This is a genomic window from Clostridioides sp. ES-S-0048-02 (assembly GCF_020658495.1).
Classification (GTDB): Bacteria; Bacillota; Clostridia; order Peptostreptococcales; family Peptostreptococcaceae; genus Clostridioides.
Genome location: NZ_JACVWH010000028.1, coordinates 1 through 22,612, shown reverse-complemented (window position 1 = coordinate 22,612; position 22,612 = coordinate 1). Strand labels below are relative to the sequence as shown.

40 protein-coding genes and 1 rRNA gene are annotated in these 22,612 nt (G+C 32.2%); all 41 read left to right on the top strand.

Going from position 1 to position 22,612, the window contains the following annotated elements; all coding sequences use genetic code 11:
• A partial coding sequence (locus IC173_RS19160; RefSeq protein WP_413927559.1) for an EF-Tu/IF-2/RF-3 family GTPase occupies positions 1-428 on the top strand: 428 nt, incomplete at its 5' end.
• 369 nt (positions 429-797) lie between these two features.
• Positions 798-1,109: a 30S ribosomal protein S10 gene (gene rpsJ / locus IC173_RS19155; RefSeq protein WP_054268679.1), complete on the top strand. Its 312-nt coding sequence runs from the start codon at positions 798-800 to the stop codon at positions 1,107-1,109.
• A 93-nt stretch (positions 1,110-1,202) separates the two neighbouring features.
• Positions 1,203-1,832: a 50S ribosomal protein L3 gene (gene rplC / locus IC173_RS19150; protein WP_227856108.1), complete on the top strand. Its 630-nt coding sequence runs from the start codon at positions 1,203-1,205 to the stop codon at positions 1,830-1,832.
• 29 nt (positions 1,833-1,861) lie between these two features.
• Positions 1,862-2,485, top strand: coding sequence for a 50S ribosomal protein L4 (gene rplD, locus IC173_RS19145; protein WP_227840674.1), 624 nt, complete (start codon positions 1,862-1,864; stop codon positions 2,483-2,485).
• Positions 2,485-2,775, top strand: a complete 291-nt coding sequence (rplW, locus tag IC173_RS19140; RefSeq protein ID WP_003421170.1) for a 50S ribosomal protein L23 — start codon at positions 2,485-2,487, stop codon at positions 2,773-2,775. The genes rplD and rplW overlap by 1 nt, the downstream gene beginning before the upstream one ends.
• 29 nt (positions 2,776-2,804) lie before the next feature.
• On the top strand, positions 2,805-3,635 hold the full coding sequence (gene rplB / locus IC173_RS19135; protein WP_227437027.1) for a 50S ribosomal protein L2: 831 nt from the start codon (positions 2,805-2,807) through the stop codon (positions 3,633-3,635).
• Between the two features lie 34 nt (positions 3,636-3,669).
• Complete coding sequence (rpsS, locus tag IC173_RS19130; RefSeq protein WP_021386634.1) at positions 3,670-3,951, top strand: 30S ribosomal protein S19; 282 nt, start codon at positions 3,670-3,672, stop codon at positions 3,949-3,951.
• Positions 3,952-3,982: 31 nt separating this feature from the next.
• Entirely contained in the window at positions 3,983-4,318 is a 336-nt protein-coding gene (rplV, locus tag IC173_RS19125; protein WP_009887891.1) for a 50S ribosomal protein L22, read from the top strand.
• Between the two features lie 22 nt (positions 4,319-4,340).
• The gene (gene rpsC, locus IC173_RS19120) at positions 4,341-5,237 is read left to right on the top strand and encodes a 30S ribosomal protein S3 (protein ID WP_227856107.1); all 897 of its coding nucleotides are present in this window, start codon (positions 4,341-4,343) and stop codon (positions 5,235-5,237) included.
• Between the two features lie 35 nt (positions 5,238-5,272).
• Complete coding sequence (rplP, locus tag IC173_RS19115; protein WP_003421160.1) at positions 5,273-5,704, top strand: 50S ribosomal protein L16; 432 nt, start codon at positions 5,273-5,275, stop codon at positions 5,702-5,704.
• Between the two features lies 1 nt (position 5,705).
• Complete coding sequence (gene rpmC, locus IC173_RS19110; protein ID WP_003421158.1) at positions 5,706-5,909, top strand: 50S ribosomal protein L29; 204 nt, start codon at positions 5,706-5,708, stop codon at positions 5,907-5,909.
• Positions 5,910-5,932: 23 nt separating this feature from the next.
• Positions 5,933-6,187 carry a 30S ribosomal protein S17 gene (rpsQ, locus tag IC173_RS19105; RefSeq protein ID WP_003421156.1) on the top strand — a complete coding sequence of 85 codons (255 nt, stop codon included), beginning with the start codon at positions 5,933-5,935 and terminating at the stop codon, positions 6,185-6,187.
• A gap of 25 nt (positions 6,188-6,212) precedes the next feature.
• Positions 6,213-6,581 (top strand): 50S ribosomal protein L14, encoded by a 369-nt coding sequence (gene rplN, locus IC173_RS19100; protein WP_003421155.1) that lies wholly within the window; start codon positions 6,213-6,215, stop codon positions 6,579-6,581.
• Positions 6,582-6,604: 23 nt separating this feature from the next.
• Complete coding sequence (rplX, locus tag IC173_RS19095; protein WP_227437031.1) at positions 6,605-6,910, top strand: 50S ribosomal protein L24; 306 nt, start codon at positions 6,605-6,607, stop codon at positions 6,908-6,910.
• Positions 6,911-6,939: 29 nt separating this feature from the next.
• Positions 6,940-7,482 (top strand): 50S ribosomal protein L5, encoded by a 543-nt coding sequence (rplE, locus tag IC173_RS19090; protein WP_003421151.1) that lies wholly within the window; start codon positions 6,940-6,942, stop codon positions 7,480-7,482.
• A gap of 17 nt (positions 7,483-7,499) precedes the next feature.
• Positions 7,500-7,685, top strand: coding sequence for a type Z 30S ribosomal protein S14 (locus IC173_RS19085; protein ID WP_003421149.1), 186 nt, complete (start codon positions 7,500-7,502; stop codon positions 7,683-7,685).
• A gap of 32 nt (positions 7,686-7,717) precedes the next feature.
• Positions 7,718-8,116: a 30S ribosomal protein S8 gene (gene rpsH, locus IC173_RS19080; RefSeq protein ID WP_003421148.1), complete on the top strand. Its 399-nt coding sequence runs from the start codon at positions 7,718-7,720 to the stop codon at positions 8,114-8,116.
• A gap of 30 nt (positions 8,117-8,146) precedes the next feature.
• On the top strand, positions 8,147-8,689 hold the full coding sequence (gene rplF, locus IC173_RS19075; RefSeq protein WP_003435668.1) for a 50S ribosomal protein L6: 543 nt from the start codon (positions 8,147-8,149) through the stop codon (positions 8,687-8,689).
• Between the two features lie 35 nt (positions 8,690-8,724).
• Positions 8,725-9,093 (top strand): 50S ribosomal protein L18, encoded by a 369-nt coding sequence (gene rplR, locus IC173_RS19070; protein WP_227437023.1) that lies wholly within the window; start codon positions 8,725-8,727, stop codon positions 9,091-9,093.
• A gap of 20 nt (positions 9,094-9,113) precedes the next feature.
• Positions 9,114-9,623 (top strand): 30S ribosomal protein S5, encoded by a 510-nt coding sequence (rpsE, locus tag IC173_RS19065; RefSeq protein WP_227437021.1) that lies wholly within the window; start codon positions 9,114-9,116, stop codon positions 9,621-9,623.
• A 14-nt stretch (positions 9,624-9,637) separates the two neighbouring features.
• The gene (rpmD, locus tag IC173_RS19060) at positions 9,638-9,823 is read left to right on the top strand and encodes a 50S ribosomal protein L30 (RefSeq protein WP_227437019.1); all 186 of its coding nucleotides are present in this window, start codon (positions 9,638-9,640) and stop codon (positions 9,821-9,823) included.
• 32 nt (positions 9,824-9,855) lie between these two features.
• Positions 9,856-10,299, top strand: coding sequence for a 50S ribosomal protein L15 (gene rplO, locus IC173_RS19055; protein WP_227856106.1), 444 nt, complete (start codon positions 9,856-9,858; stop codon positions 10,297-10,299).
• 43 nt (positions 10,300-10,342) lie between these two features.
• The gene (gene secY, locus IC173_RS19050) at positions 10,343-11,611 is read left to right on the top strand and encodes a preprotein translocase subunit SecY (RefSeq protein WP_227437017.1); all 1,269 of its coding nucleotides are present in this window, start codon (positions 10,343-10,345) and stop codon (positions 11,609-11,611) included.
• Between the two features lie 16 nt (positions 11,612-11,627).
• On the top strand, positions 11,628-12,278 hold the full coding sequence (locus tag IC173_RS19045; protein ID WP_227437015.1) for an adenylate kinase: 651 nt from the start codon (positions 11,628-11,630) through the stop codon (positions 12,276-12,278).
• Positions 12,279-13,025, top strand: a complete 747-nt coding sequence (map, locus tag IC173_RS19040; protein ID WP_227856105.1) for a type I methionyl aminopeptidase — start codon at positions 12,279-12,281, stop codon at positions 13,023-13,025. It abuts the gene before it with no gap.
• 21 nt (positions 13,026-13,046) lie between these two features.
• Positions 13,047-13,316: a KOW domain-containing protein gene (locus tag IC173_RS19035; protein WP_227437012.1), complete on the top strand. Its 270-nt coding sequence runs from the start codon at positions 13,047-13,049 to the stop codon at positions 13,314-13,316.
• 37 nt (positions 13,317-13,353) lie between these two features.
• Positions 13,354-13,572 (top strand): translation initiation factor IF-1, encoded by a 219-nt coding sequence (gene infA, locus IC173_RS19030; RefSeq protein WP_003421127.1) that lies wholly within the window; start codon positions 13,354-13,356, stop codon positions 13,570-13,572.
• A gap of 35 nt (positions 13,573-13,607) precedes the next feature.
• The gene (rpmJ, locus tag IC173_RS19025; protein WP_002509257.1) at positions 13,608-13,721 is read left to right on the top strand and encodes a 50S ribosomal protein L36; all 114 of its coding nucleotides are present in this window, start codon (positions 13,608-13,610) and stop codon (positions 13,719-13,721) included.
• Between the two features lie 152 nt (positions 13,722-13,873).
• Positions 13,874-14,245, top strand: a complete 372-nt coding sequence (rpsM, locus tag IC173_RS19020; protein WP_227437009.1) for a 30S ribosomal protein S13 — start codon at positions 13,874-13,876, stop codon at positions 14,243-14,245.
• A gap of 35 nt (positions 14,246-14,280) precedes the next feature.
• Complete coding sequence (gene rpsK / locus IC173_RS19015) at positions 14,281-14,679, top strand: 30S ribosomal protein S11 (RefSeq protein WP_227437007.1); 399 nt, start codon at positions 14,281-14,283, stop codon at positions 14,677-14,679.
• A 32-nt stretch (positions 14,680-14,711) separates the two neighbouring features.
• Positions 14,712-15,335 carry a 30S ribosomal protein S4 gene (gene rpsD, locus IC173_RS19010; protein WP_227437005.1) on the top strand — a complete coding sequence of 208 codons (624 nt, stop codon included), beginning with the start codon at positions 14,712-14,714 and terminating at the stop codon, positions 15,333-15,335.
• A 77-nt stretch (positions 15,336-15,412) separates the two neighbouring features.
• A complete protein-coding gene (locus tag IC173_RS19005) occupies positions 15,413-16,360 on the top strand; it encodes a DNA-directed RNA polymerase subunit alpha (RefSeq protein WP_227437003.1) in 948 nt (315 codons plus the stop codon).
• Between the two features lie 20 nt (positions 16,361-16,380).
• Positions 16,381-16,722, top strand: coding sequence for a 50S ribosomal protein L17 (gene rplQ, locus IC173_RS19000; protein ID WP_003421117.1), 342 nt, complete (start codon positions 16,381-16,383; stop codon positions 16,720-16,722).
• Between the two features lie 119 nt (positions 16,723-16,841).
• Positions 16,842-17,675: an energy-coupling factor transporter ATPase gene (locus tag IC173_RS18995; protein WP_227825412.1), complete on the top strand. Its 834-nt coding sequence runs from the start codon at positions 16,842-16,844 to the stop codon at positions 17,673-17,675.
• A complete protein-coding gene (locus tag IC173_RS18990) occupies positions 17,663-18,529 on the top strand; it encodes an energy-coupling factor transporter ATPase (protein WP_227436999.1) in 867 nt (288 codons plus the stop codon). The genes IC173_RS18995 and IC173_RS18990 overlap by 13 nt, the downstream gene beginning before the upstream one ends.
• Entirely contained in the window at positions 18,523-19,326 is an 804-nt protein-coding gene (locus IC173_RS18985; RefSeq protein ID WP_227436997.1) for an energy-coupling factor transporter transmembrane component T family protein, read from the top strand. The genes IC173_RS18990 and IC173_RS18985 overlap by 7 nt, the downstream gene beginning before the upstream one ends.
• Before the next feature lie 25 nt (positions 19,327-19,351).
• On the top strand, positions 19,352-20,083 hold the full coding sequence (gene truA / locus IC173_RS18980; protein ID WP_227825413.1) for a tRNA pseudouridine(38-40) synthase TruA: 732 nt from the start codon (positions 19,352-19,354) through the stop codon (positions 20,081-20,083).
• A 119-nt stretch (positions 20,084-20,202) separates the two neighbouring features.
• Entirely contained in the window at positions 20,203-20,634 is a 432-nt protein-coding gene (gene rplM, locus IC173_RS18975; RefSeq protein ID WP_227436993.1) for a 50S ribosomal protein L13, read from the top strand.
• Positions 20,635-20,662: 28 nt separating this feature from the next.
• Entirely contained in the window at positions 20,663-21,055 is a 393-nt protein-coding gene (gene rpsI, locus IC173_RS18970; protein WP_003421105.1) for a 30S ribosomal protein S9, read from the top strand.
• Positions 21,056-21,560: 505 nt separating this feature from the next.
• Positions 21,561-22,265 (top strand): N-acetylmuramoyl-L-alanine amidase CwlD, encoded by a 705-nt coding sequence (gene cwlD, locus IC173_RS18965; RefSeq protein WP_227436991.1) that lies wholly within the window; start codon positions 21,561-21,563, stop codon positions 22,263-22,265.
• A gap of 284 nt (positions 22,266-22,549) precedes the next feature.
• Positions 22,550-22,612: ribosomal RNA gene (locus IC173_RS18960) — 16S ribosomal RNA — on the top strand; the annotation flags it as partial.

Sequence of the window (22,612 nt, the reverse complement as noted above, 5' to 3'; positions counted from 1 at the left end):
AAGTAGTAGTAACAGGAGTAGAAATGTTCAGAAAATTATTAGACCAAGCACAAGCAGGGGATAATATAGGAGCATTATTAAGAGGAGTACAAAGAAACGAAATAGAAAGAGGACAAGTACTAGCAAAAACTGGATCAGTAAAAGCACACACAAAATTTACTGCAGAAGTATATGTACTTAAAAAAGAAGAAGGTGGAAGACATACACCATTCTTTGATGGATATAGACCACAATTCTATTTCAGAACAACAGATGTAACAGGAGCTTGTAAGTTACCAGATGGAATAGAAATGGTAATGCCTGGAGATAACGTAACAATGGAAGTAGACTTAATAAACTCAATAGTTGTAGAAGAAGGATTAAGATTCTCAATAAGAGAAGGTGGGAGAACAGTAGCTTCAGGAGTTGTTGCTACAATAATCGAATAATCTTTTACTAAGCTAATTGATTTCATATAAAAAAAGAGGGGGTTTAACCTCTCTTTTTTGTTTTTGTTGACAAGTAGCAATAAAGCATATATACTAAACTAGTGCCTTGAGATAGATTCATAATCAAGTTTAAGGTTATAATGTTGTAAGAGAAAATAAAATTGAAAAAAACATAAAAAAAACTTGAAAAAATGTAACAGATGATATAAAATATAATAGTGTGCTTGAGAGATTAAGAAAATAAGAATTAAATCCTAGTGAAATACGAACTGATGTCGATTTGAAAGTTACAACACACCCGGAGCAGTGTGTCGGTATTAGTTGTACGCAACTTGAAAATTAAACACGTGATAAAGGAGGGAAAACAAAATGGCTAAGAATGAAAAAATAAGAATAAGATTAAAATCATATGATCACAAATTATTAGATTTTTCAGCAGGTAAAATAGTTGAAACTGCTAAAAAGGCTGGATCACAAGTTTCAGGACCTGTGCCTCTACCAACAGAAAAACAAATTGTAACTATATTAAGAGCCGTACATAAGTACAAAGACTCTAGAGAACAATTTGAAATAAGAACTCATAAAAGACTAATCGACATAGCTAATCCAACACCTAAAACAGTTGACTCATTAATGAGATTAGACTTACCAGCAGGTGTAGATATAGAAATAAAATTATAAGAACCCCTAAGATATTATCCTATAGGTAACTATCTTAGAATGATTACTTCTAAAATGATGTAATCCGCTGTAAGAATTATAGGAGGTGCTAATATGAATGGAATATTAGGAAAAAAAGTTGGTATGACTCAAATATTCACTGATAAAGGTGTAGTTATACCTGTAACAGCTGTTGAAGCAGGCCCTATGGTCGTTACTCAAATAAAAACAGTTGATAAAGATGGATACAATGCTATACAAATAGGTTTTGAAGATGCTAAAGAAAAATCTTTAAACAAGCCTAAAAAAGGACACTTAGCTGCTGCTAATGTTTTAAAGAAACATTTAAAAGAGTTTAGAGTAGATTCTGTAGAAGGATACACAGTTGGACAAGAAATAAAAGCTGATGTATTTGAAGCAGGTGCAAAAATAGATGTTACTGGAATAAGTAAAGGTAAGGGATTCCAAGGTCCAATAAAAAGACATGGACAAAGTAGAGGTCCTGAATCTCACGGTTCTAGATACCACAGAAGACCAGGTTCAATGGGAGCTTGTTCTTACCCAGGTAGAGTATTTAAAAACAAAAAATTAGCTGGACACATGGGAAGCGTAAGGGTAACAGTTCAAAACTTAGAGGTTGTTAAAGTAGACGCTGATAAGAACCTTATATTAGTTAAGGGAGCTATACCAGGAGCTAAAGGTTCAGTAGTAACTATAAAAGAAGCTGTAAAGGTTTCTAAATAATGACTAACCTAGAGAAAGGAGGAATAACAATGCCAAAATTAAATGTACTAAATATTAGTGGACAAAACGTTGGAGAAATAGAATTATCAGATTCTATATTTGGCGTAGAAGTTAATGGACATGTTTTATATGAAGTTGTAAAAAATCAATTAGCAAATAAGAGACAAGGAACTCAATCTGCTAAAACTAGAGCAGAAGTTAGAGGTGGCGGAAGAAAACCTTGGAAACAAAAAGGAACAGGTAGAGCAAGACAAGGTTCTACAAGATCGGTACAATGGGTAGGTGGAGGAGTTGCTTTTGCACCTAAACCAAGAAGTTACAAATATACATTACCTAAGAAGGTAAGAAGATTAGCTATGAAGAGTGCTTTATCTTCAAAAATACAAAATAGTGAAGTTATAGTATTAGATGCATTAAACATGGATGCTCCTAAAACTAAAGAATTCGCTCAAATATTAAATAATATAAATGCTGCTAAAAAAGCTTTAGTAGTTATAGCTGATAAAAATGATAATGTAATAAAATCAGCTAGAAATATAGAAGGTGTTCAAACTGCATTAGTTAATACTATGAATGTATATGATATATTAAAATATGATTCATTTATAATAACTACAGATGCTGTTAAAAAAGTGGAGGAGGTGTACGCATAATGACTAATCCACATGATGTAATAATAAGACCAGTTGTAACTGAGCACAGTATGGCTGAAATGGGTGAAAAAAAATACACTTTTGTTGTGGCTAAAGATGCGAACAAAACTGAAATAAAAAAAGCAGTAGAAAAAGTATTCGGAGTTAGTGTTGATAAAGTAAATACTTTAAACTACGATGGAAAAGTTAAAAGAATGGGTAGAACTCAAGGAAGAACAGCAAGCTTTAAGAAAGCAGTAGTTAAATTAACTGCTGATAGTAAAGAAATAGAATTCTTCCAAGGAATGTAATATTATAACAAACGAAGGAGGGAAAACAGATGGCTATAAAAAAGTTTAGACCAACTTCTCCTGCCTTAAGACAAATGACAGTTTTAGTTTCTGAGGAAATAACATGTAACCAACCAGAAAGATCTCTTTTAGTTAACTTAAAGAAAAATGCTGGTAGAAACGTACATGGTAGAATAACTGTTCGTCATAGAGGTGGAGGACAAAAAAGAAAATATAGAATAATAGATTTTAAAAGAGATAAAGATGGTATACCTGCTAAGGTTGCTACTATAGAATATGATCCAAACAGAACTGCAAATATTGCATTATTAAACTATGCTGATGGAGAAAAAAGATATATATTAGCTCCAGTTGGAATCAACGTTGGAGATACTATCTTATCAGGATTAGGTGCTGATATAAAACCAGGAAACTGTTTAGCATTAAAAGATATGCCAGTTGGTACTATCATTCATAATATAGAATTAAAGCCAGGAAAAGGAGCTCAATTAGTTAGATCTGCTGGAGTTTCTGCACAATTAATGGCTAAAGAAGGAAAAAATGCTTTATTAAGATTACCATCAGGTGAAATGAGATTAGTAAGCATAAACTGTAAAGCTACTATAGGACAAGTTGGAAATATAGAGCACGGTAACGTAGTTATTGGTAAAGCAGGTAGAAAAAGACATATGGGAATAAGACCTACTGTAAGAGGTTCTGTAATGAACCCTAATGACCATCCACACGGTGGAGGGGAAGGTAGATCTCCAATAGGTAGACCATCTCCTGTTACTCCATGGGGTAAACCAGCTCTTGGATACAAAACTAGAAAGAAAAACAAAGCTTCAAATAAATTAATAGTATCAAGAAGAACTAAGTAGTAAATTTATTTTTGCTCGGAAAGGAGGAATATAAATGTCAAGATCAACTAAAAAAGGGCCTTTTGTCCATGCAAGACTTTTAAAGAAGATAGAAGCTATGAATGCTAGTGGAAGTAAAGAAGTTATAAAAACTTGGTCAAGATCTTCAACTGTATTTCCACAAATGGTAGAAAACACTATAGCTGTTCATGATGGAAGAAAACATGTTCCAGTATATATAACAGAAGATATGGTTGGACACAAATTAGGTGAGTTCGTTCCTACTAGAACTTTCAAAGGACATAAGGATGACGAAAAATCTAATAAGAGAAAATAATTAAATTATGACTAAGAAAGGAGGAATAACAATGGAAGCAAAAGCTACTGCTAAATATGTACGTGTATCACCAAGAAAAGCAGGCCAAATCTGTGACCTTGTTAGAGGAAAGAATGTTGATGAAGCATTAGCGATATTAAAGTTCACTCCAAGAGGAGCAGCTTCAATAATAGCTAAAGTTGTAAAGTCAGCTAAAGCTAACGCAGAAAACAATCACGAAATGGATACTGAAAAATTATATATAGCATCAATAGTTGCTAATCAAGGGCCAACAATGAAGAGATTCATGCCTAGAGCTATGGGTCGTGCAACTACAATAAGAAAAAGAACTTCTCATATAGAGGTTGTTGTGAAAGAAAAAAAATAATTAATAGATAGGAGGGAAAATAATGGGTCAAAAGGTTAATCCACACGGCTTAAGAGTCGGTGTTATAAAAGATTGGGACTCAAGATGGTTCGCTACTGATAAAAAAGAGTTCGGAAACTTATTATTAGAAGACCATAATATACGTAAATTCTTAAAGAAAAGATTATACTCAGCTGGAGTTGCTAGAATAGAAATAGAAAGATCAGCTAACAAAATAAAAATGGACTTACATGTTGCTAAGCCAGGAGTAGTTATAGGAAGAGCTGGTGCTGGAATCGAAGCATTAAAAGTTGAATTAGAAAAAATGACAAAGAAAAGTATAATAGTTAACATAGTAGAAGTAAGAAGTACAGATAAAAATGCTCAATTAGTAGCTGAAAATATAGCTTTAGCTATAGAAAGAAGGGTTGCTTTCAGAAGAGCAATGAAACAAGCTATACAAAGAGCAATGAAATCTGGTGCTAAAGGGATAAAAGTTTCTGCTTCAGGAAGATTAGGTGGAGCTGAAATGGCTAGAACTGAAGGTTATAGTGAAGGAAATGTGCCACTACAAACTTTAAGAGCAGATATAGATTATGGTTTCACTGAAGCTGATACTACTTATGGAAAAATAGGTATAAAAGTTTGGGTATGTAATGGTGAAATTTTACCAACTAGAGATGGTGTAAATCCAAGAGAAGAAAGCAGAAAGAGCGACAGAAGAGACAACAAGAGAGATAACAGAAGAAACGATAGAAGAGGAAATGACAATAGAAACTATAGAGGAAATGATAACAGAGGAAATGATAACAGAGGAAATGATAACAGAGGAAACTATAGAGGACAAAAACCTCAAGGTAACTCATCAAGACCTCAAGGTAATTCATCAAGACCTCAAGGTGAATCAAGACCTCAAGGAACTGAAAACAAAGGAAATTAATAATAGTTAGGTTCAAGGAAGGAGGAAAAATACTCATGTTAATGCCAAAAAGAGTAAAGCGTCGTAGAGTTCATAGAGGAAGTATGGCTGGGCAAGCTCATAAAGGTAACAAAGTTACTTATGGTGAGTTTGGATTAGTAGCTTTAGAAGCTTCTTGGATAACTTCTAATCAAATAGAAGCTGCCAGAATAGCGATGACTAGATATATAAAAAGAGGGGGAAAGGTTTGGATAAAAATATTCCCTCATAAACCAGTAACAAGAAAACCAGCAGAAACTCGTATGGGTGCAGGGAAAGGTTCTCCAGAATATTGGGTAGCTGTAGTTAAGCCAGGAAGAGTTATGTTTGAATTAGCAGGTGTTTCTGAAGATAAAGCAAGAGAAGCTATGAGACTTGCTGCACATAAATTACCAATCAAATGTAAATTTGTTAAAAAAGAAGATTTAGAAGTAAAGGGTGGTGAATAGGATGAAAGCTAAAGAATTAAGAGATTTAACAAGCGAAGAGCTAATGAACAAATTAAACGACTTCAAAAGTGAATTATTTAGCTTAAGATTCCAATTAGCTACTGGTCAATTAGAAAATACAGCTAGAATAAAGTTTGTTAAGAAGGATATAGCAAAAGTTAAAACTGTTCTTGCTGAAAGAAAGTTATACGAAACTAGAGCTTAATTTGGAAAGGAGGCTTTTTAAACATGGAAAGAGGAAGAAGAAAAGTTAGAATAGGCCGTGTTGTTAGTGATAAGATGGATAAAACAATAGTAGTAGCTGTTGAAGAATTCGTACGTCATCCACTATATAACAAACGTGTTAAGAGAACTAAGAAATTTAAGGCTCATGATGAAAAGAATATATGTAACATCGGAGATAGAGTTAAAATAATGGAAACTAGACCTTTATCTAAAGATAAGAGATTCAGACTAGTTGAAGTTGTTGAGAAAGTTAAGTAGTTTTTGAAGAAGGAGGGATTACGATATGATACAACAAGAATCACGTCTAAGAGTTGCTGATAACTCAGGAGCTAAAGAACTTTTATGTATACGTGTTCTAGGCGGAAGTAAAAGAAGATATGGTAACATAGGCGACGTTATAGTTGCTACTGTTAAAAGTGCAACACCTGGTGGAGTTGTAAAAAAAGGTAAGGTTGTTAAAGCTGTTATAGTAAGAAGCAAACAAGGCGTAAGACGTAATGACGGAAGCTATATATCTTTTGATGAAAATGCTGCTGTTATAATAAAGGACGATAAAACTCCAGTAGGAACTCGTATATTCGGGCCTGTTGCTAGAGAGTTAAGAGACAATGAATTCATGAAAATAGTTTCTCTTGCTCCAGAAGTACTATAATTAAGGAGGTGCAATAGGACATGATGCGTGTTAAAAAAGGTGACACTGTTGTAGTTATAGCAGGTAAAGATAAAGGTAAAAAAGGTTCAGTTTTAAAGGTATACCCTAAAGCTGATAAAGTATTAGTTGAAGGTGTAAACGTAATAACTAAACATCAAAAACCAAGTGCTATGAACCAACAAGGTGGAATAATAAATAAAGAAGCCCCAATACACATATCTAATGTAATGCCATTTGATCCTGAAACAGGAAAAGGCGTTAGAGTAAGATATGAAGTAAAAGATGGGACAAAAGTAAGAGTATCAGCAAAGAGCGGAAAAGAATTATAATAAATATTGCTTGAAAGGAGGGACCTTAAATGGCTTCTAGATTACAAGAAAAATACATGAAAGAAGTTGCTCCTGCTTTAATGGAGAAATTTGGATATAAAAACGTAATGGAGATACCTAAGTTAAACAAAATAGTTATTAACATGGGTATAGGTGACGCTAGAGAAAATCCAAAAGGATTAGAAAAAGGCGTTGAAGAATTAGAAATAATATCAGGACAAAAGCCTGTTATAACTAAAGCTAGAAAATCTGTTGCTAACTTCAAACTAAGAGAAGGAATGCCAATAGGAACAAAAGTTACATTAAGAGCTGACAAAATGTTCTACTTTATGGACAAATTAGTATCAGTTTCTTTACCAAGAGTTAGAGACTTTAGAGGTGTTAACCCTAATGCTTTTGATGGTAGAGGAAACTATGCTTTAGGAGTTAAAGAACAATTAATATTCCCTGAAATAGAATATGATAAAATTGATAAAGTAAGAGGAATGGATATAATATTCGTTACTACAGCAAAAACTGACGAAGAAGCTCGTGAATTATTAAAATTATTAGGAATGCCATTTTCTAAGTAAGCAAAGGAGGGATTCCCGTGGCTAGAAAAGCGATGGTTGTTAAACAACAAAGAAAGCAAAAGTACGCTACTAGAGAATACACTAGATGTACTATATGCGGAAGACCGCATTCAGTTTTGAAAAAATTTGGTATATGCCGTATATGCTTTAGAGAATTAGCTTATAAAGGTCAAATACCTGGTGTTAGAAAAGCAAGCTGGTAGAAGCTTGATTAGAATGGAAGGAGGGCTACAAAATGACAATGACAGATCCAATTGCAGATATGCTTACTCGTATAAGAAATGCTAATGTTGTTAAGCATGAAACTGTAGATGTTCCAGCTTCTAATATGAAGAAAGAGTTAGCTAGAATCTTATTAGAAGAAGGTTTCATAAGAGGTTATGATGTTATAGAAGATGGAAAACAAGGTATCATAAGAATACAATTAAAGTACGGACAAGAAGGCGAAAGAGTTATCACAGGTCTTAAGAAAATATCTAAGCCTGGAATGAGAGTTTACGCTGCTAACCACGAAATACCAAAAGTATTAAATGGATTAGGAATATCAGTAATATCTACTTCAAAAGGAATATTAACTGACAAGCAAGCTAGAAAAGAAAATGTTGGTGGAGAAGTAATCTGCTACGTTTGGTAATTAATATGAACAATGTAAGGAGGTGCGACCATGTCAAGAATAGGTGTTAAGCCAATAATAATACCAGCAGGTGTTGAAGTTACTATAGCTGAAGGAAATTTAGTTACAGTAAAAGGTCCAAAGGGAACTTTAACTAAACAATTAAGTGCTGAGTTAAATATAAAAAAAGAAGAAAATACAATAATGGTTGAAAGACCAACTGATAATAAAAAACACAGATCTTTACACGGATTAACTAGAACTTTATTAGATAATATGGTTGTAGGTGTAAATACTGGTTTCGAAAAGAAATTAGAACTAAAAGGTGTTGGATACAGAGCTCAAAAACAAGGGAAAAAATTAGTTATGAACTTAGGTTTCTCTCATCCAGTTGAAATGGAAGATCCAGAAGGAATAACTGTTGAAGCTCCAAACCAAACTGAGTTAATAGTAAAAGGTATAGACAAGCAATTAGTAGGAAACTATGCTGCTAAAATAAGAGCTTGGAGAAAGCCAGAGCCATACAAAGGTAAAGGTATAAAATACGTTGATGAAGTAATCAGACGTAAAGAAGGAAAAACTGGTAAAAAATAATACCAAAACTTAAACGCTAGAAAGGAGTGAGCTAGGTGTTAAAAAAGGCTGATAAAAATGCTAATAGACTTCAAAGACATAAGAGAGTTCGTAGAAAAATAAGCGGTACTGCTCAAAGACCAAGATTATGTGTATTTAGAAGTGCTAACAATATATATGCTCAAATAATAGATGACACAAACAGAGTAACTCTAGTTGCTGCATCTTCTTTAGAAGCAGAAGTTAAGAGTGCTGTTAATCATACAGGAAATAAGGAAGCAGCTAAGAAAGTTGGAGAATTAGTTGCTAAAAAAGCTGTTGAAAAAGGAATCACTGAAGTTGTATTTGACAGAGGTGGATACTTATATCATGGAAGAATTCAAGAATTAGCTGAAAGTGCTAGAGAAGCTGGTCTTAAGTTCTAATACGAAGGAGGGAAAAATACATGCTACGTCGTAAGCCGATAGATGCAGGACAACTTGACTTACAAGAAAAAGTTGTTGAAGTAAGACGTGTTACTAAGGTTGTAAAAGGTGGTAGAAACTTCAGATTTGCAGCGTTAGTAGTTGTTGGAGATGAAAACGGACACGTTGGTATAGGTGCTGGGAAAGCAATGGAAGTACCAGATGCTATAAAAAAAGCAGTTGAAGATGCTAAGAAAAATCTAATAGTAGTGCCAATGGTTGGGACTACAATTCCTCACGAAGTACGCGGACACTTTGGTGCTGGAAATATATTAATAATGCCTGCTGTAGAAGGTACAGGAGTAATAGCTGGGGGACCTGCTAGAGCCGTACTTGAGTTAGCTGGACTAAAAGACGTTAGAGCTAAATCTTTAGGATCTAACAATCCAAGAAATATGGTAAATGCTACAATAGAAGGACTTAATTCTCTAAAAACAGTTGAAGATATAGCTAAACTTAGAGGTAAAAAAGTTGAAGAACTTCTAGGGTAAGGAGGTAGTGTAAAATGGCTAAATTACAAATAAAATTAGTTAGAAGTGTTATAGGAACTACTCCTAACCAAAAAAAGAATGTTGAAGCGTTAGGATTAAGAAAAAGAGAACAAGTTATTGTAAAAGAAGACAATGCTCAAGTAAGAGGTATGATAAAAAAAGTAAGTCATTTATTAGAAGTAACTGAAATAGCTGAATAATTTTTAAAAAGTAGTGCAAGGAGGTGCAATCCATGAAGTTACATGAGTTAAAACCTGCTGAAGGTGCAGTAAGAGCTAAGAGAAGATTAGGTAGAGGTACTGCAACTGGACAAGGTAAAACTGCAGGACGTGGACAAAAAGGTCAATGGTCTCGTTCTGGTGGTGGAGTAAGAGTAGGGTTCGAAGGTGGACAAATGCCACTAGCTAGAAGACTTCCTAAGAGAGGTTTCAATAACATATTTAAGAAAGTTTACACAGAAGTTAATGTTGAAGTTTTAAACAGATTTGAAAATGGAACAGAAATAACTGCAGAATTATTAAAATCTACTAAAACTATAAGCAAAATAGGTAAAGATGGAATTAAAATCTTAGGTGAAGGTAATTTAGAAAGAGCTTTAACTGTTAAAGCTGCTAAATTTACAGCTTCAGCTCAAGAAAAAATAGAAAAAGCTGGTGGAAAAGCAGAGTTAGTATAATAACCTGCTAATCTCCTAGCCAGTACAGGCGGGGTGAATTAGCGTGCTGTCAAAATTAAAACAAGCTTGGAAGATTAAAGCAGTAAGAAAAAAAGTAATGTATACACTTATGATGATCGTGATATTCAGAATAGGTACTACAATACCAGTTCCAGGTATAGACACTAGTATTATACAAAAGATGGTAGGCGGCAATAGTCTACTTTCTCTGTATAATATGTTTACTGGTGGAGCATTTAGTAACTTTTCACTATTTGCTTTGGGTATAAGTCCATATATTACTGCATCAATCATAATACAGCTTCTAACAGTAGGTTTTGAAAGTTTAGCAGAACTTCAAAAATCTGGTGAAGAAGGAAAGAAAAAAATCAATAAGTACACTAAATATACAGCACTAGCTCTAGCAGTTGTACAAGCTTTGGGAATTACATTAGGAATTGTAAGAAGTGCTTTAATATCAAATAGTGTGTTTTTTATCACAACTGTTGTAATAACATTAGTTTCAGCAAGTATGTTAGTAATGTGGATTGGGGACAAAATTACCGAAAAAGGAATTGGTAATGGTAGTTCAGTAATAATATTTGCAGGTATTATATCAAGAATACCAACAGATGTTATTAAAATCGCACAACAAGTTAAATCTGGTCAAGTTGCACCTTGGGTAATAATACTTCTAATTGTAGTTATATTACTTACAGTTACAGGGGTTACATTTATACAAGAAGCGACTAGAAAGATACCTGTACAATATGCTAAAAGAGTTGTTGGAAGAAAAATGTATGGAGGACAAAGTTCTCATATACCAATGAAAGTTAACCAATCAGGAGTTATGCCTATAATTTTTGCTAGTTCACTTTTAGCTTTTCCACAAACAATAGCTATGTTTATGGGGGCAGATGCTCAAGCTTTTGTTCAAAAATACTTAAGTATGGCAACAGAACAAGGATTTTGGACATACAGATCAATTGAAATTCTACTTATAATTTTCTTCTCATATTTTTATACAACTGTATCATTCAATACAGAAGATATATCTAAAAATATGAAAAATAATGGTGGATTTATACCAGGTATTAGACCAGGTGAACCTACTATGGATTATTTAAATAGAATCTTAACAAGATTAACTTTAGCTGGAGCTACTTTCTTAGCAATAATTGCTATGGTACCAGCTCTTACAACACATTATATGAATGTCAATATGAGTCTAGCTGGAACTTCATTGCTAATCGTTGTTGGGGTTGCTTTGGAGCTTAAGAGACAGTTAGAGTCAAACTTAGTTATGAGAAGCTATCAAGGTTTCTTAAAATAAAATGGAGATGGATAATATGAGAATAATATTACTTGGACCTCCAGGTGCTGGTAAAGGTACTCAGGCGGCAGGAATAGTAGAAAAATACAATATACCTCATATATCAACAGGAGATATATTCAGAAAGAATATAAAAGAGGGAACAGAACTTGGAAAAAAAGCTAAAGAATACATGGACCAAGGTTTATTAGTACCAGATGAGTTAACTGTAGGTTTAGTTACTGATAGAATATCTCAAGAAGACTGTAAAAATGGATTTATGTTAGATGGATTTCCAAGAAATGTAGCACAAGGTGAGCATTTAGATGTATTCTTAAAAAATGCTGGTATAGTACTGGATAAAGTTGTCAATATTGAAGTTGATAAGAGCATATTAGTATCTAGAGCAGTTGGTAGAAGAATATGCAAGTCTTGTGGAGCTACTTATCATGTTGAGTTTAATCCTCCTAAAGTAAAAGGTGTATGTGATGTATGCCAAGGAGAATTGTATCAAAGAGCTGATGATAATGAAGAAACTGTATCTAAGAGAATACAAGTTTATCTAGATGAAACTAAGCCTTTAGTAGATTATTATAGCAAACAAGGTATAATAGCTGATATAAAAGGTGACCAAGCAATAGATAAAGTATTTGAAGATATTGTTGCAGCTTTAGGAAGTGGAAAATAAATGATTATCTTGAAATCAAAGAAAGAAATAGAACTTTTAAGAGAAGCAGGCAAAATTGTTGCTGATACTCATGAAGTTTTAAGAAAAGCTATTTCTCCGGGAATATCTACTTTAGAATTAGATAAAATAGCTGAAGAGAATATAAGAAAATACAATGCTGAACCTTCTTTTAAAGGATATGGAGGTTTTCCAGGAAGTATATGTGCTTCTATCAATAGAGAAGTTGTACATGGAATTCCAGGTGAGACTCTATTAAAGGAAGGAGACATTGTAAGCTTAGATATAGGAGCCTATTATAAAGGATATCATGGTGATTCTGCGAAAACTCATGGAGTAGGCATGATATCTGAAGAAGATAGGAAATTAATAGAAGTAACTAGAGAAAGCTTCTATGAAGGAATAAAATTTGCTAAATTAGGATATAGACTTTCGGATATCTCACACGCAGTACAAACACACGTTGAGAAACATGGTTTCTCAGTAGTTAGGGATTTGGTAGGACATGGAGTTGGAGCAAATCTTCATGAAGATCCACAGGTACCTAATTATGGACTCCCAGGAAAAGGACCAAGACTTAGACAAGGAATGGTTATTGCTATAGAGCCAATGGTTAATGCAGGTCGTTATCATGTAAAGACTCTATCAGATGGGTGGACGACTGTTACAATAGATGGAAAAAAATCAGCTCATTATGAGCATACGATAGCAATTACTGAACATGAACCTTTGATATTGACAAAGTTGTAAATTAAGAAGTAGGTGAAAAAAGTGCTATCAGATAATTTAAGTATAGGTCAAGTTGTTAAGGTTTCATTAGGTCGAGATCAAGGAAATTTATTTTTCGTAGTCAAGATAATTAATAATGAATATGTATTAATAGCTGATGGAAAGAAAAGAAAACTTGACAAACCTAAGTTAAAGAAAGTTAAGCACTTAAAAAAATATAATTTTATTAATGATGAAGTTAGAAAAAGAGTAGTATCTGGACAAGAGATTACAGATTCTTTTTTAAGAGCTGAACTTACTAAGTTAAATTAGATAATTTAACTTATTGAAATGGAGGGCTGGTTAGTTAATGGCCAAAAAAGATGTTATAGAATTAGAAGGTACAGTTTCAGAAGCTTTACCTAATGCTATGTTTAAAGTTAAACTAGAAAATGGACATGAGATATTATGCCACATTTCTGGAAAGCTAAGAATGAACTTCATAAGAATTCTTGAAGGTGATAAGGTGAATGTTGAACTTTCTCCATATGACCTTACAAGAGGAAGAATCACTTGGCGTAAGAAGTAGACTATCTTGATATTTAGTCTAAGGAGGGATTAATAATGAAAGTTAGACCATCAGTAAAACCAATATGTGAAAAATGCAAAGTAATAAAAAGAAAAGGAAAAGTAATGGTTATCTGTGAAAATCCAAAGCATAAGCAAAAACAAGGATAAGAAATTATTACTAGTATTTTGTTAAATTTTATAGTATAATACTATATTGTGATGTTAACAAAAGAACGTTAAAATCGTTGAACAATCTGACGTAGGATTGATATATGATATGAAGTTTTAAACACTAAAAACTATGTGTAGGAGGTGCGATCATGGCAAGAATAGCTGGGGTAGATTTACCTAGAGAAAAAAGAGCGGAGATAGGCTTAACTTATATATATGGTATAGGTAAAGCAACTGCTAACGAAATATTAGCTAAAGCTGAGATAAATCCAGATACAAGAATAAAAGATTTATCAGAAGATCAAGTTAATGAGTTAAGAAAAGTTATAGATGACGATTTCTTAGTTGAAGGTGACTTAAGAAGAGAAATTGCTTTAAACATAAAGAGATTAAGAGATATAAAATGTTATAGAGGAATTAGACATGGTAAAGGTCTTCCATTAAGAGGACAAAGAACTAAAACTAATGCTAGAACTAGAAAAGGTCCTAGAAAAACAGTATCTCGTAAAAAGAAAAAATAATTAAATAATAATTAGATGAAGGAGGGAAAAGGAAAATGGCTAAACCAAAAAAGAAAGTTACACGTGTTAGAAGAAGAGAACGTAAAAATATAGAACGTGGTCATGCTCATATACAGTCAACTTTCAACAATACAATAATAACTTTAACTGACGTTCATGGAAATGCTATATCTTGGGCAAGTTCAGGACAATTAGGATTCAAAGGGTCAAGAAAATCAACTCCATTTGCATCTCAAATGGCTGCTGAAACAGCTGCAAAAGCTGCGATGGAACACGGATTAAAAAGTGTTGAGGTATTCGTAAAGGGGCCAGGTTCAGGAAGAGAAGCTGCTATAAGAGCTTTACAAGCAACTGGACTAGAAGTAACTATGATAAAAGATGTTACTCCAATCCCACATAACGGATGTAGACCACCAAAGAGAAGAAGAGTGTAATTAATAAGAGTACAAATAGGAGGTGTAGATAAATGGCAAGATATACAGGTGCATCATGTAGACAATGCCGTAGAGAGGGAATGAAATTATTCCTTAAAGGTGATAGATGTTATACAGATAAATGTGCTATAGTTAAAAGAAACTATGCTCCAGGTCAACATGGCCAAGGGAGAAAGAAAGTTTCTAACTATGGATTACAATTAAGAGAAAAACAAAAAGTTAAAAGAATATATGGAGTTTTAGAAACTCAATTTAGAAACTTATACGAACGTGCTGAAAACATGCCTGGAAAATCAGGTGAGAATTTATTAAGTTTATTAGAGAGAAGATTAGACAATGTAGTTTACAGAATGGGACTAGCATCTTCTAGAAAAGAAGCTAGACAATTAGTAACTCATGGTCATTTCACTTTAAATGGAAATAAAGTAGATATAGCTTCATTAACAGTTAAAGTTGGAGATGTGATAGAAGTTAAAGAAAAATCAAGATCTTCTGCAAAATTCAAAAATTTAGTAGAAGTTAACTCAAGAATAGCTCCTAAATGGTTAGAAGCTAATGTAGAAGGAATGACAGCAAAAGTAGTTGGTGTTCCAACAAGAGAAGATATAGATCTTGAAATAGCAGAGCACTTAATCATAGAACTTTACTCTAAATAATAAGCACACTTTTAAAAATTATTTTAAAATTTTGTTTACCCTCAGTGGATTACTGAATTTTAAGGAGGGTTTTGTCCATGATAGAAATAGAAAAGCCAAAAGTAGATATAGTTGAGCTTAGCGAAGACTATAGATATGGTAAGTTTGTTATAGAACCTCTAGAAAGAGGATATGGAATAACTATAGGTAACGCACTAAGAAGAATATTATTATCATCTTTACCAGGTGTAGCAGTAAATGCTATAAAAATAGATGGAGTTCTTCATGAATTCTCTACAATACCTGGTGTTAAAGAAGATGTTACAGAGATAATATTAACTTTAAAAGAGCTTTCAGCAACTATAGATGGTGAAGGAAGTAGAACACTTAAAATAGAGGCTCAAGGACCATGCTCTATCACAGGTTCAGATATAATCTGTCCTCCAGATGTTGAAATATTAAGCAAAGACTTAGCAATAGCTACATTAGATGATAATGCCAAGTTTAATATGGAAATATTTGTAGATAAAGGTAGAGGTTATGTTTCTGCTGAAGAAAATAAAACAGAGAATGTTCCAATAGGTGTTTTACCTGTGGATTCAATATATACTCCTGTTGAGAAAGTTAGTTATCATGTAGAAAACACAAGAGTTGGTCAAAAAACAGATTATGATAAATTAGTACTAGAAGTTTGGACTAATGGTAGTATAAACCCTCAAGAAGGTATATCATTAGCTGCAAAAGTATTAGTTGAGCATTTAAATCTATTTATAGACTTAACTGAACATGTAAGTAGTGTTGAAATCATGGTAGAAAAAGAAGAAGATCAAAAAGAAAAAGTTCTTGAAATGACTATAGAAGAATTAGATTTATCAGTTAGATCATACAACTGTTTAAAGAGAGCGGGAATTAATACAGTTGAAGAATTAGCTAATAAGTCTGAAGACGATATGATGAAGGTTAGAAACCTAGGTAAAAAGTCATTAGAAGAAGTAATACAAAAACTAGAGGAACTTGGGCTAGGATTAAAACCAAGTGAAGAATAGCGAGCAAAGGAGGGATAAGAATGGCTAAGTACCGTAAATTAGGACGTGAAACAGCTCACAGAAACCTTATGTTAAGAAACTTAGTAACTTGTTTACTAAGAAGTGGAAGAATAGAAACTACAGTAACTAGAGCTAAAGAAACTCGTAGAATGGCTGAAAAGATGATAACTCTTGCTAAAAGAGGAGATCTTCATGCTAGAAGACAAGTTTTAGCTTATGTTATGGATGAAACAGTAGTTAATAACTTATTCACAGATTTAGCTCCAAAATATGCTGAGAGAAATGGTGGATACACTAGAATAATAAAAATAGGGCCAAGAAAAGGCGATGCTGCTGAAATGGCTTTTATAGAATTAGTATAGTAAGGAAAGGATTAGGCTTGATGGCTTAATCTTTTTTTTATTTTTTTGACTAAGGTGTGATATAATAATGTGTAAAATGATTTTTATAAGTTATTGCTTACTAAAAGGAGTATGAATTAATGGATAATATAATAAAAGTAAACAATATTTCATTTGAGTATATTACAGATGAAGCAAAACTTAAAGCAATAGATAATTTAAGCTTAGATGTTAAAAAGGGAGAATTTGTTGCGATAATAGGACATAATGGTTCTGGCAAGTCTACTTTATCTAAAAACTTAAATGCTATTCTTATGCCTACAGAAGGAAATATTCTCATTGATGGAATGGACACCAAAGAAGAAGAAAGATTATGGGATATAAGGCAAACAGCAGGTATGGTATTTCAAAACCCAGATAATCAAATTGTTGCCACAATAGTAGAAGAAGATGTAGCTTTTGGTCCTGAAAACTTAGGTATAGAGCCAAAAGAGATAAGACGAATTGTAGAAGAGTCTTTAAAAAGTGTAGGTATGTATGATTTGAGAGGTAGACAACCGCATTTGTTATCAGGTGGCCAAAAACAGAGGGTTGCAATAGCAGGCATAATTGCCATGAGACCCAAGTGTATAATATTTGATGAAGCAACAGCGATGTTAGACCCATCTGGAAGAAAAGAAGTTATGAAAACAATAAAAAGGCTTAATAAAGAAGAAAATATAACTGTTTTACATATAACTCACTTTATGGAAGAAGCTGTAGAAGCTGATAGAGTTGTCGTTATGGAGAAAGGTAAGAAACTTTTAGAAGGGACTCCTAAAGAAGTATTTAGTAAAATAGAGATGTTAAAGGAAATCGGTTTAGATGTGCCTTGTATGACAGAGTTGTCTAGTTTATTAATAGAAGAAGGTATAAATATTAGTAGTGATATATTAACTGTGGATGAGATGGTGATGGAATTATGTCAATTATAGTAAAGAACTTAACACATATATATAATGAAGGGATGCCTTTTGCAAGTAAAGCACTTGATGATGTATCTTTTGAGATTAAAGATAGAGATTTTGTTGGACTTATAGGTCATACAGGTTCAGGAAAGTCTACATTGATACAACATCTAAATGGATTATTAAAACCTTCCTCAGGAGAGATTTTTATAAATGATTTTAACATAACAGATAAGAATTTAAACTTAACTGAGATAAGAAAAAGAGTAGGTGTTGTATTTCAATATCCAGAATATCAATTATTTGAAGAAACAATTGATAAGGATATAGCTTTTGGACCCGCTAATTTAGGTTTAGAAGAGGTTGAGATACATAATAGGGTAAAAGCATCGATGGAAGCTGTAGGACTTGACTATGAGGAATTTAAAGATAAATCTCCATTTGAATTATCAGGAGGTCAAAAGCGTAGAGTTGCAATAGCTGGAGTTATAGCAATGAACCCAGAAGTACTTATATTAGATGAACCAACTGCAGGTCTTGATCCTGGTGGAAGAGATGAAATTTTTAATTTAATAAAAAACTTACATGAAAAAAACAATATGACTATAATATTGTCATCACATAGTATGGATGATATGGCAAAGTTGGCACAAACGTTAATTGTTATGAATCATGGTAAAATAGAATTTATGGGTACTCCTAGAGATGTATTTAAATCGAATGCTATTAAATTAAAAGAAATTGGTTTAGATATTCCACAGGTTTTAGAGCTTGCATTGAAATTAAGAGAACAAGGTTTTGACATTAGTGAAGACATATTGACTTTAGAAGAAGCAAAACAGGAAATATTAAGAGTTGTGAGAGGGCGAGGATTATGTTAAAAGATATAACTATAGGGCAATACTACCCAACAAGTTCTGCTATTCATAAATTAGATCCAAGGATAAAACTTGTAGCAACAATTGTATTTATGGTATCTATATTTGTAGTAAATAAATTTTGGCCTTATATGATAGTTTTATTATGTTTATTAGGTATGATAAAGTTAGCTAATATACCTGTTAAGTATATTGTTAAGGGTGTAAAACCTCTTAAGTGGATTATTTTATTTACATTTATTATAAATATATTTTTCTTACCAGGTGATGAGATATGGTCATTTGGATTTTTAACAATAACAAGTCAAGGCTTGAGACAAGCAATTTTTATGGCAATAAGACTTATATTTTTAGTAATTGGGACATCATTACTTACTTTAACAACTTCACCAATAGAATTGACAGATGGTATAGAGCGATTATTGAATCCCTTTAAGAAAATTGGTTTACCAGTTCATGAGCTTGCAATGATGATGACAATTGCTTTGCGCTTTATTCCTACATTATTAGACGAAACAGATAAAATAATGAAGGCTCAAATGTCTAGAGGTGCAGACTTTGAAAGTAAAAATCTTATAAATAGAGCTAAAAATCTAGTACCTCTTTTAGTTCCACTATTTGTTAGTGCATTTAGAAGAGCTGATGAATTGGCTATGGCCATGGAAGCTAGATGTTATAGAGGTGGACACAATAGAACAAAAATGAGGGAGTCTGTTATAGTAAAAGCAGATTATATAGCATGTGTGTTTCAAGTTATTTATTTAGGATTAATCATAGCTACTAGATTTATAGCGATTTAATAGAAGCATATAGGTGAGGTAAAATATGAGAAATATAAAGATTACAATCCAATATGATGGTAGAAATTATTGTGGATGGCAGAAGCAACCAGATTCTCTAGGGATACAAGGTACAATTGAAAAGGCTATATATGAGATAATGAATGAAGAAGTTAAACTTATAGGCTCAGGTAGAACTGATTCAGGGGTTCATGCTCTTGCACAAACTGCAAATTTTAAAATTAGTTCAAGTATAAGTATAGAAAGTGTACCAATGGCACTAAATGCTAAATTACCAAAAGACATATCAGTTATAGAAGCATGTGAAGTTAATGATGACTTTCATTCAAGATATAGTGCAAAAGGAAAAACATATAAATATTTAATATATAACAGTAAGTTTAGACACCCAATACTTAACAGCATATCATATCAAGTAAAGTATGAACTTGATTTTGAAAAAATGTGTATAGAATCAAAAAGTCTATTGGGTACACATGATTTTAAAGGTTTTATGAGTTCTGGTTCATCTGTAAAAGATACAATACGAACAATATATGATATAAATATAAAAAAAACAGATGATTTGATTACTTTAGAAATTAGTGGAGATGGGTTCTTATATAATATGGTGAGAATTATTGTTGGAACACTTGTTGATATAGGACGTGGTAGAATTAATGAATCATTTTTAGATATAATAGAATCTAAAAACAGATCAAGATGTGGACATACAGCTCCAGCACAAGGATTATTTCTTAAAAAAGTTCATTATTAACTTGACACACCAGGCTACATGTATTAAAATATATGAGAATGTGTTAATAAGTCCACTTGCCCCGGACTTGACATAAACGGTAAAAAATTTTTATGAAAAGTAGTTAAGGAGGGACAGTTATGAAAAGTTATATAGCTAAGCCAGCTGATGTACAAAGAAAATGGTACTTAGTTGATGCTGAAGGAAAAACATTAGGTCGTATAGCAACAGAAATTGCAACAGTATTGAGAGGTAAACATAAACCAACATTTACTCCTCACGTTGATGGTGGAGATTTTGTTGTTGTAGTAAATGCAGAAAAAGTAGTTTTAAGTGGAAAAAAATTAGATCAAAAATATTACAGATACCACACTGGTTATGTAGGTGGATTAAAAGAAATATCTTATAGAGATATGATGGATAAAAAACCAGAAGAAGTTATAGCACATGCTGTAAATGGTATGTTACCTAAAAACAAATTAAGAAGTAGAATGATGACTAGATTAAGAGTATTTGCAGGTGCTGAGCACACTCATGCAGCTCAAAATCCAGAAGTTTTAAACTTTAAATAAGATTAATAGGTGAAAGGAGGAGTTTATAATGGCTAACGTTCAATATTATGGAACTGGAAGAAGAAAAAGTTCTGTTGCTAGAGTAAGACTAGTTGCAGGTGAAGGAAATATATTAGTAAATGGAAGAGCATTAGAAAATTATTTTAACTATGAAACATTAATAAGAGATGTTAAACAACCATTAGTTTTAACTGGTAATGAAAATAAATATGATGTTATAGTAAAAGTTGAAGGTGGAGGATTCACTGGACAAGCTGGAGCTATAAGACATGGTATATCTAGAGCTTTATTAAAAGCTGATTTAGATTTAAGACCTGCTTTAAAGAAAGAAGGTTTCTTAACTAGAGATGCTAGAATGAAGGAAAGAAAGAAATACGGATTAAAAGCAGCAAGAAGAGCTCCACAATTCTCAAAAAGATAATTATTTATCTTTTTGGAAAAGCAAAATCCTTTATTTTCTGTTATCCAGAAAATATGGAAGCATGTTGAAATGTTGGGTTTAAGTTAATGATTGATATACAATAAAATAATAAGATATCTTATTAGGATGTTTTTCTATTGAAAAACATCCTTTTTATTGTAATAAAAGATTATATGTTAAAGTTATTGAGATTATAGTTCTATTGAGAAATGGATAAAGAAATTTACAGTAAATATAATTAAAAATTTTACATTTTATAAGTAATAGAATTTAGGTTATTAAATAATATAATTCATAATGTAAATTGTCATAATTTATTATACCTGTTATACGATACTAATTAAAAATGGGAATTTAGAGTATATGTGAATATAGCATACTTATGTAATCATATATTAATATTAAAAAATAGAGATAGATAAATACTAAAGTGAAATTTAAATGTTTGTACTAATATTTGGAATATTATAGTGTTTTTATAAGTATACATATACAGGGTGATGTTGTGAGAAAGTACATAAAACATATAATTTTTAGTTTTGTTATGGTATGTCTAGTAATAGTATCAATATTTGAAGTAAAAAATATTTCTGAAGATGTTATTAAATATATGCCAATAACAAATAAAACAATAATTCTAGATGCTGGTCATGGAGGTATTGACCCAGGCGCATTAAACAAGGATAAGAGCACATCTGAGAAAGATATCAACTTAGCAATAACACTTAAGCTTAGAGAGCTTATAGAATCAAGTGGAGGTCTTGTAATATTAACTAGAGAAGATGACAGTAGCCTCTATAAAGAAGAAAATAATAAAACAACAAGACAAAAATATAATGAGAACTTGAAAAATAGAAAAGAAATAATCTCTAATTCCAATGCTAATATGTTTGTATCCATACATCTAAATGCATTCGAACAATCTAAATACTATGGAGCTCAGACATTTTATCCTAAAGATAAGCAAGATAGCAAGGAATTATCAAAGTGTATTCAAGAAGAACTTAAAAGAGTAGTAGATAAAACAAATAACAGAGAAGTTAAGCCACGAGATGACATATACCTTTTGAAAGAAAATAATATTCCATCAGTATTAATAGAATGTGGTTTTCTATCAAATGAAAAAGAATGTAAACTTTTGACAGATGAAACATATCAAGAAAAGATAGCATGGGCAATATACATAGGTATACAGAAATATCTAAGTTGAAATAATTATAAAAATAAGTCTAAATATGTAAATAGCTTGTATTGAGGTGTTTAAAAATGCACTAATATAAGCTATTTTTGTTTTGACAAAAAAATAATTAAAATAAAAGTTAAAAAAGCGTTGACTTGGAATAACATAGATGGTATTATATATGAGTGCCCAAAAGGAGCACAAAAATAAGACAAAAGAACTTTGAAAATTAAACAGTAGGTTAATTTATAAACAAGAAACAAACCATAAAGCCAGATATTTAGATAACAATAGTATCTGAGCCTGATAAACTTTTATTTGAGAGTTTGATCCTGGCTCAGGATGAACGCTGGCGGCGTGCCTAACACATGCAAGTT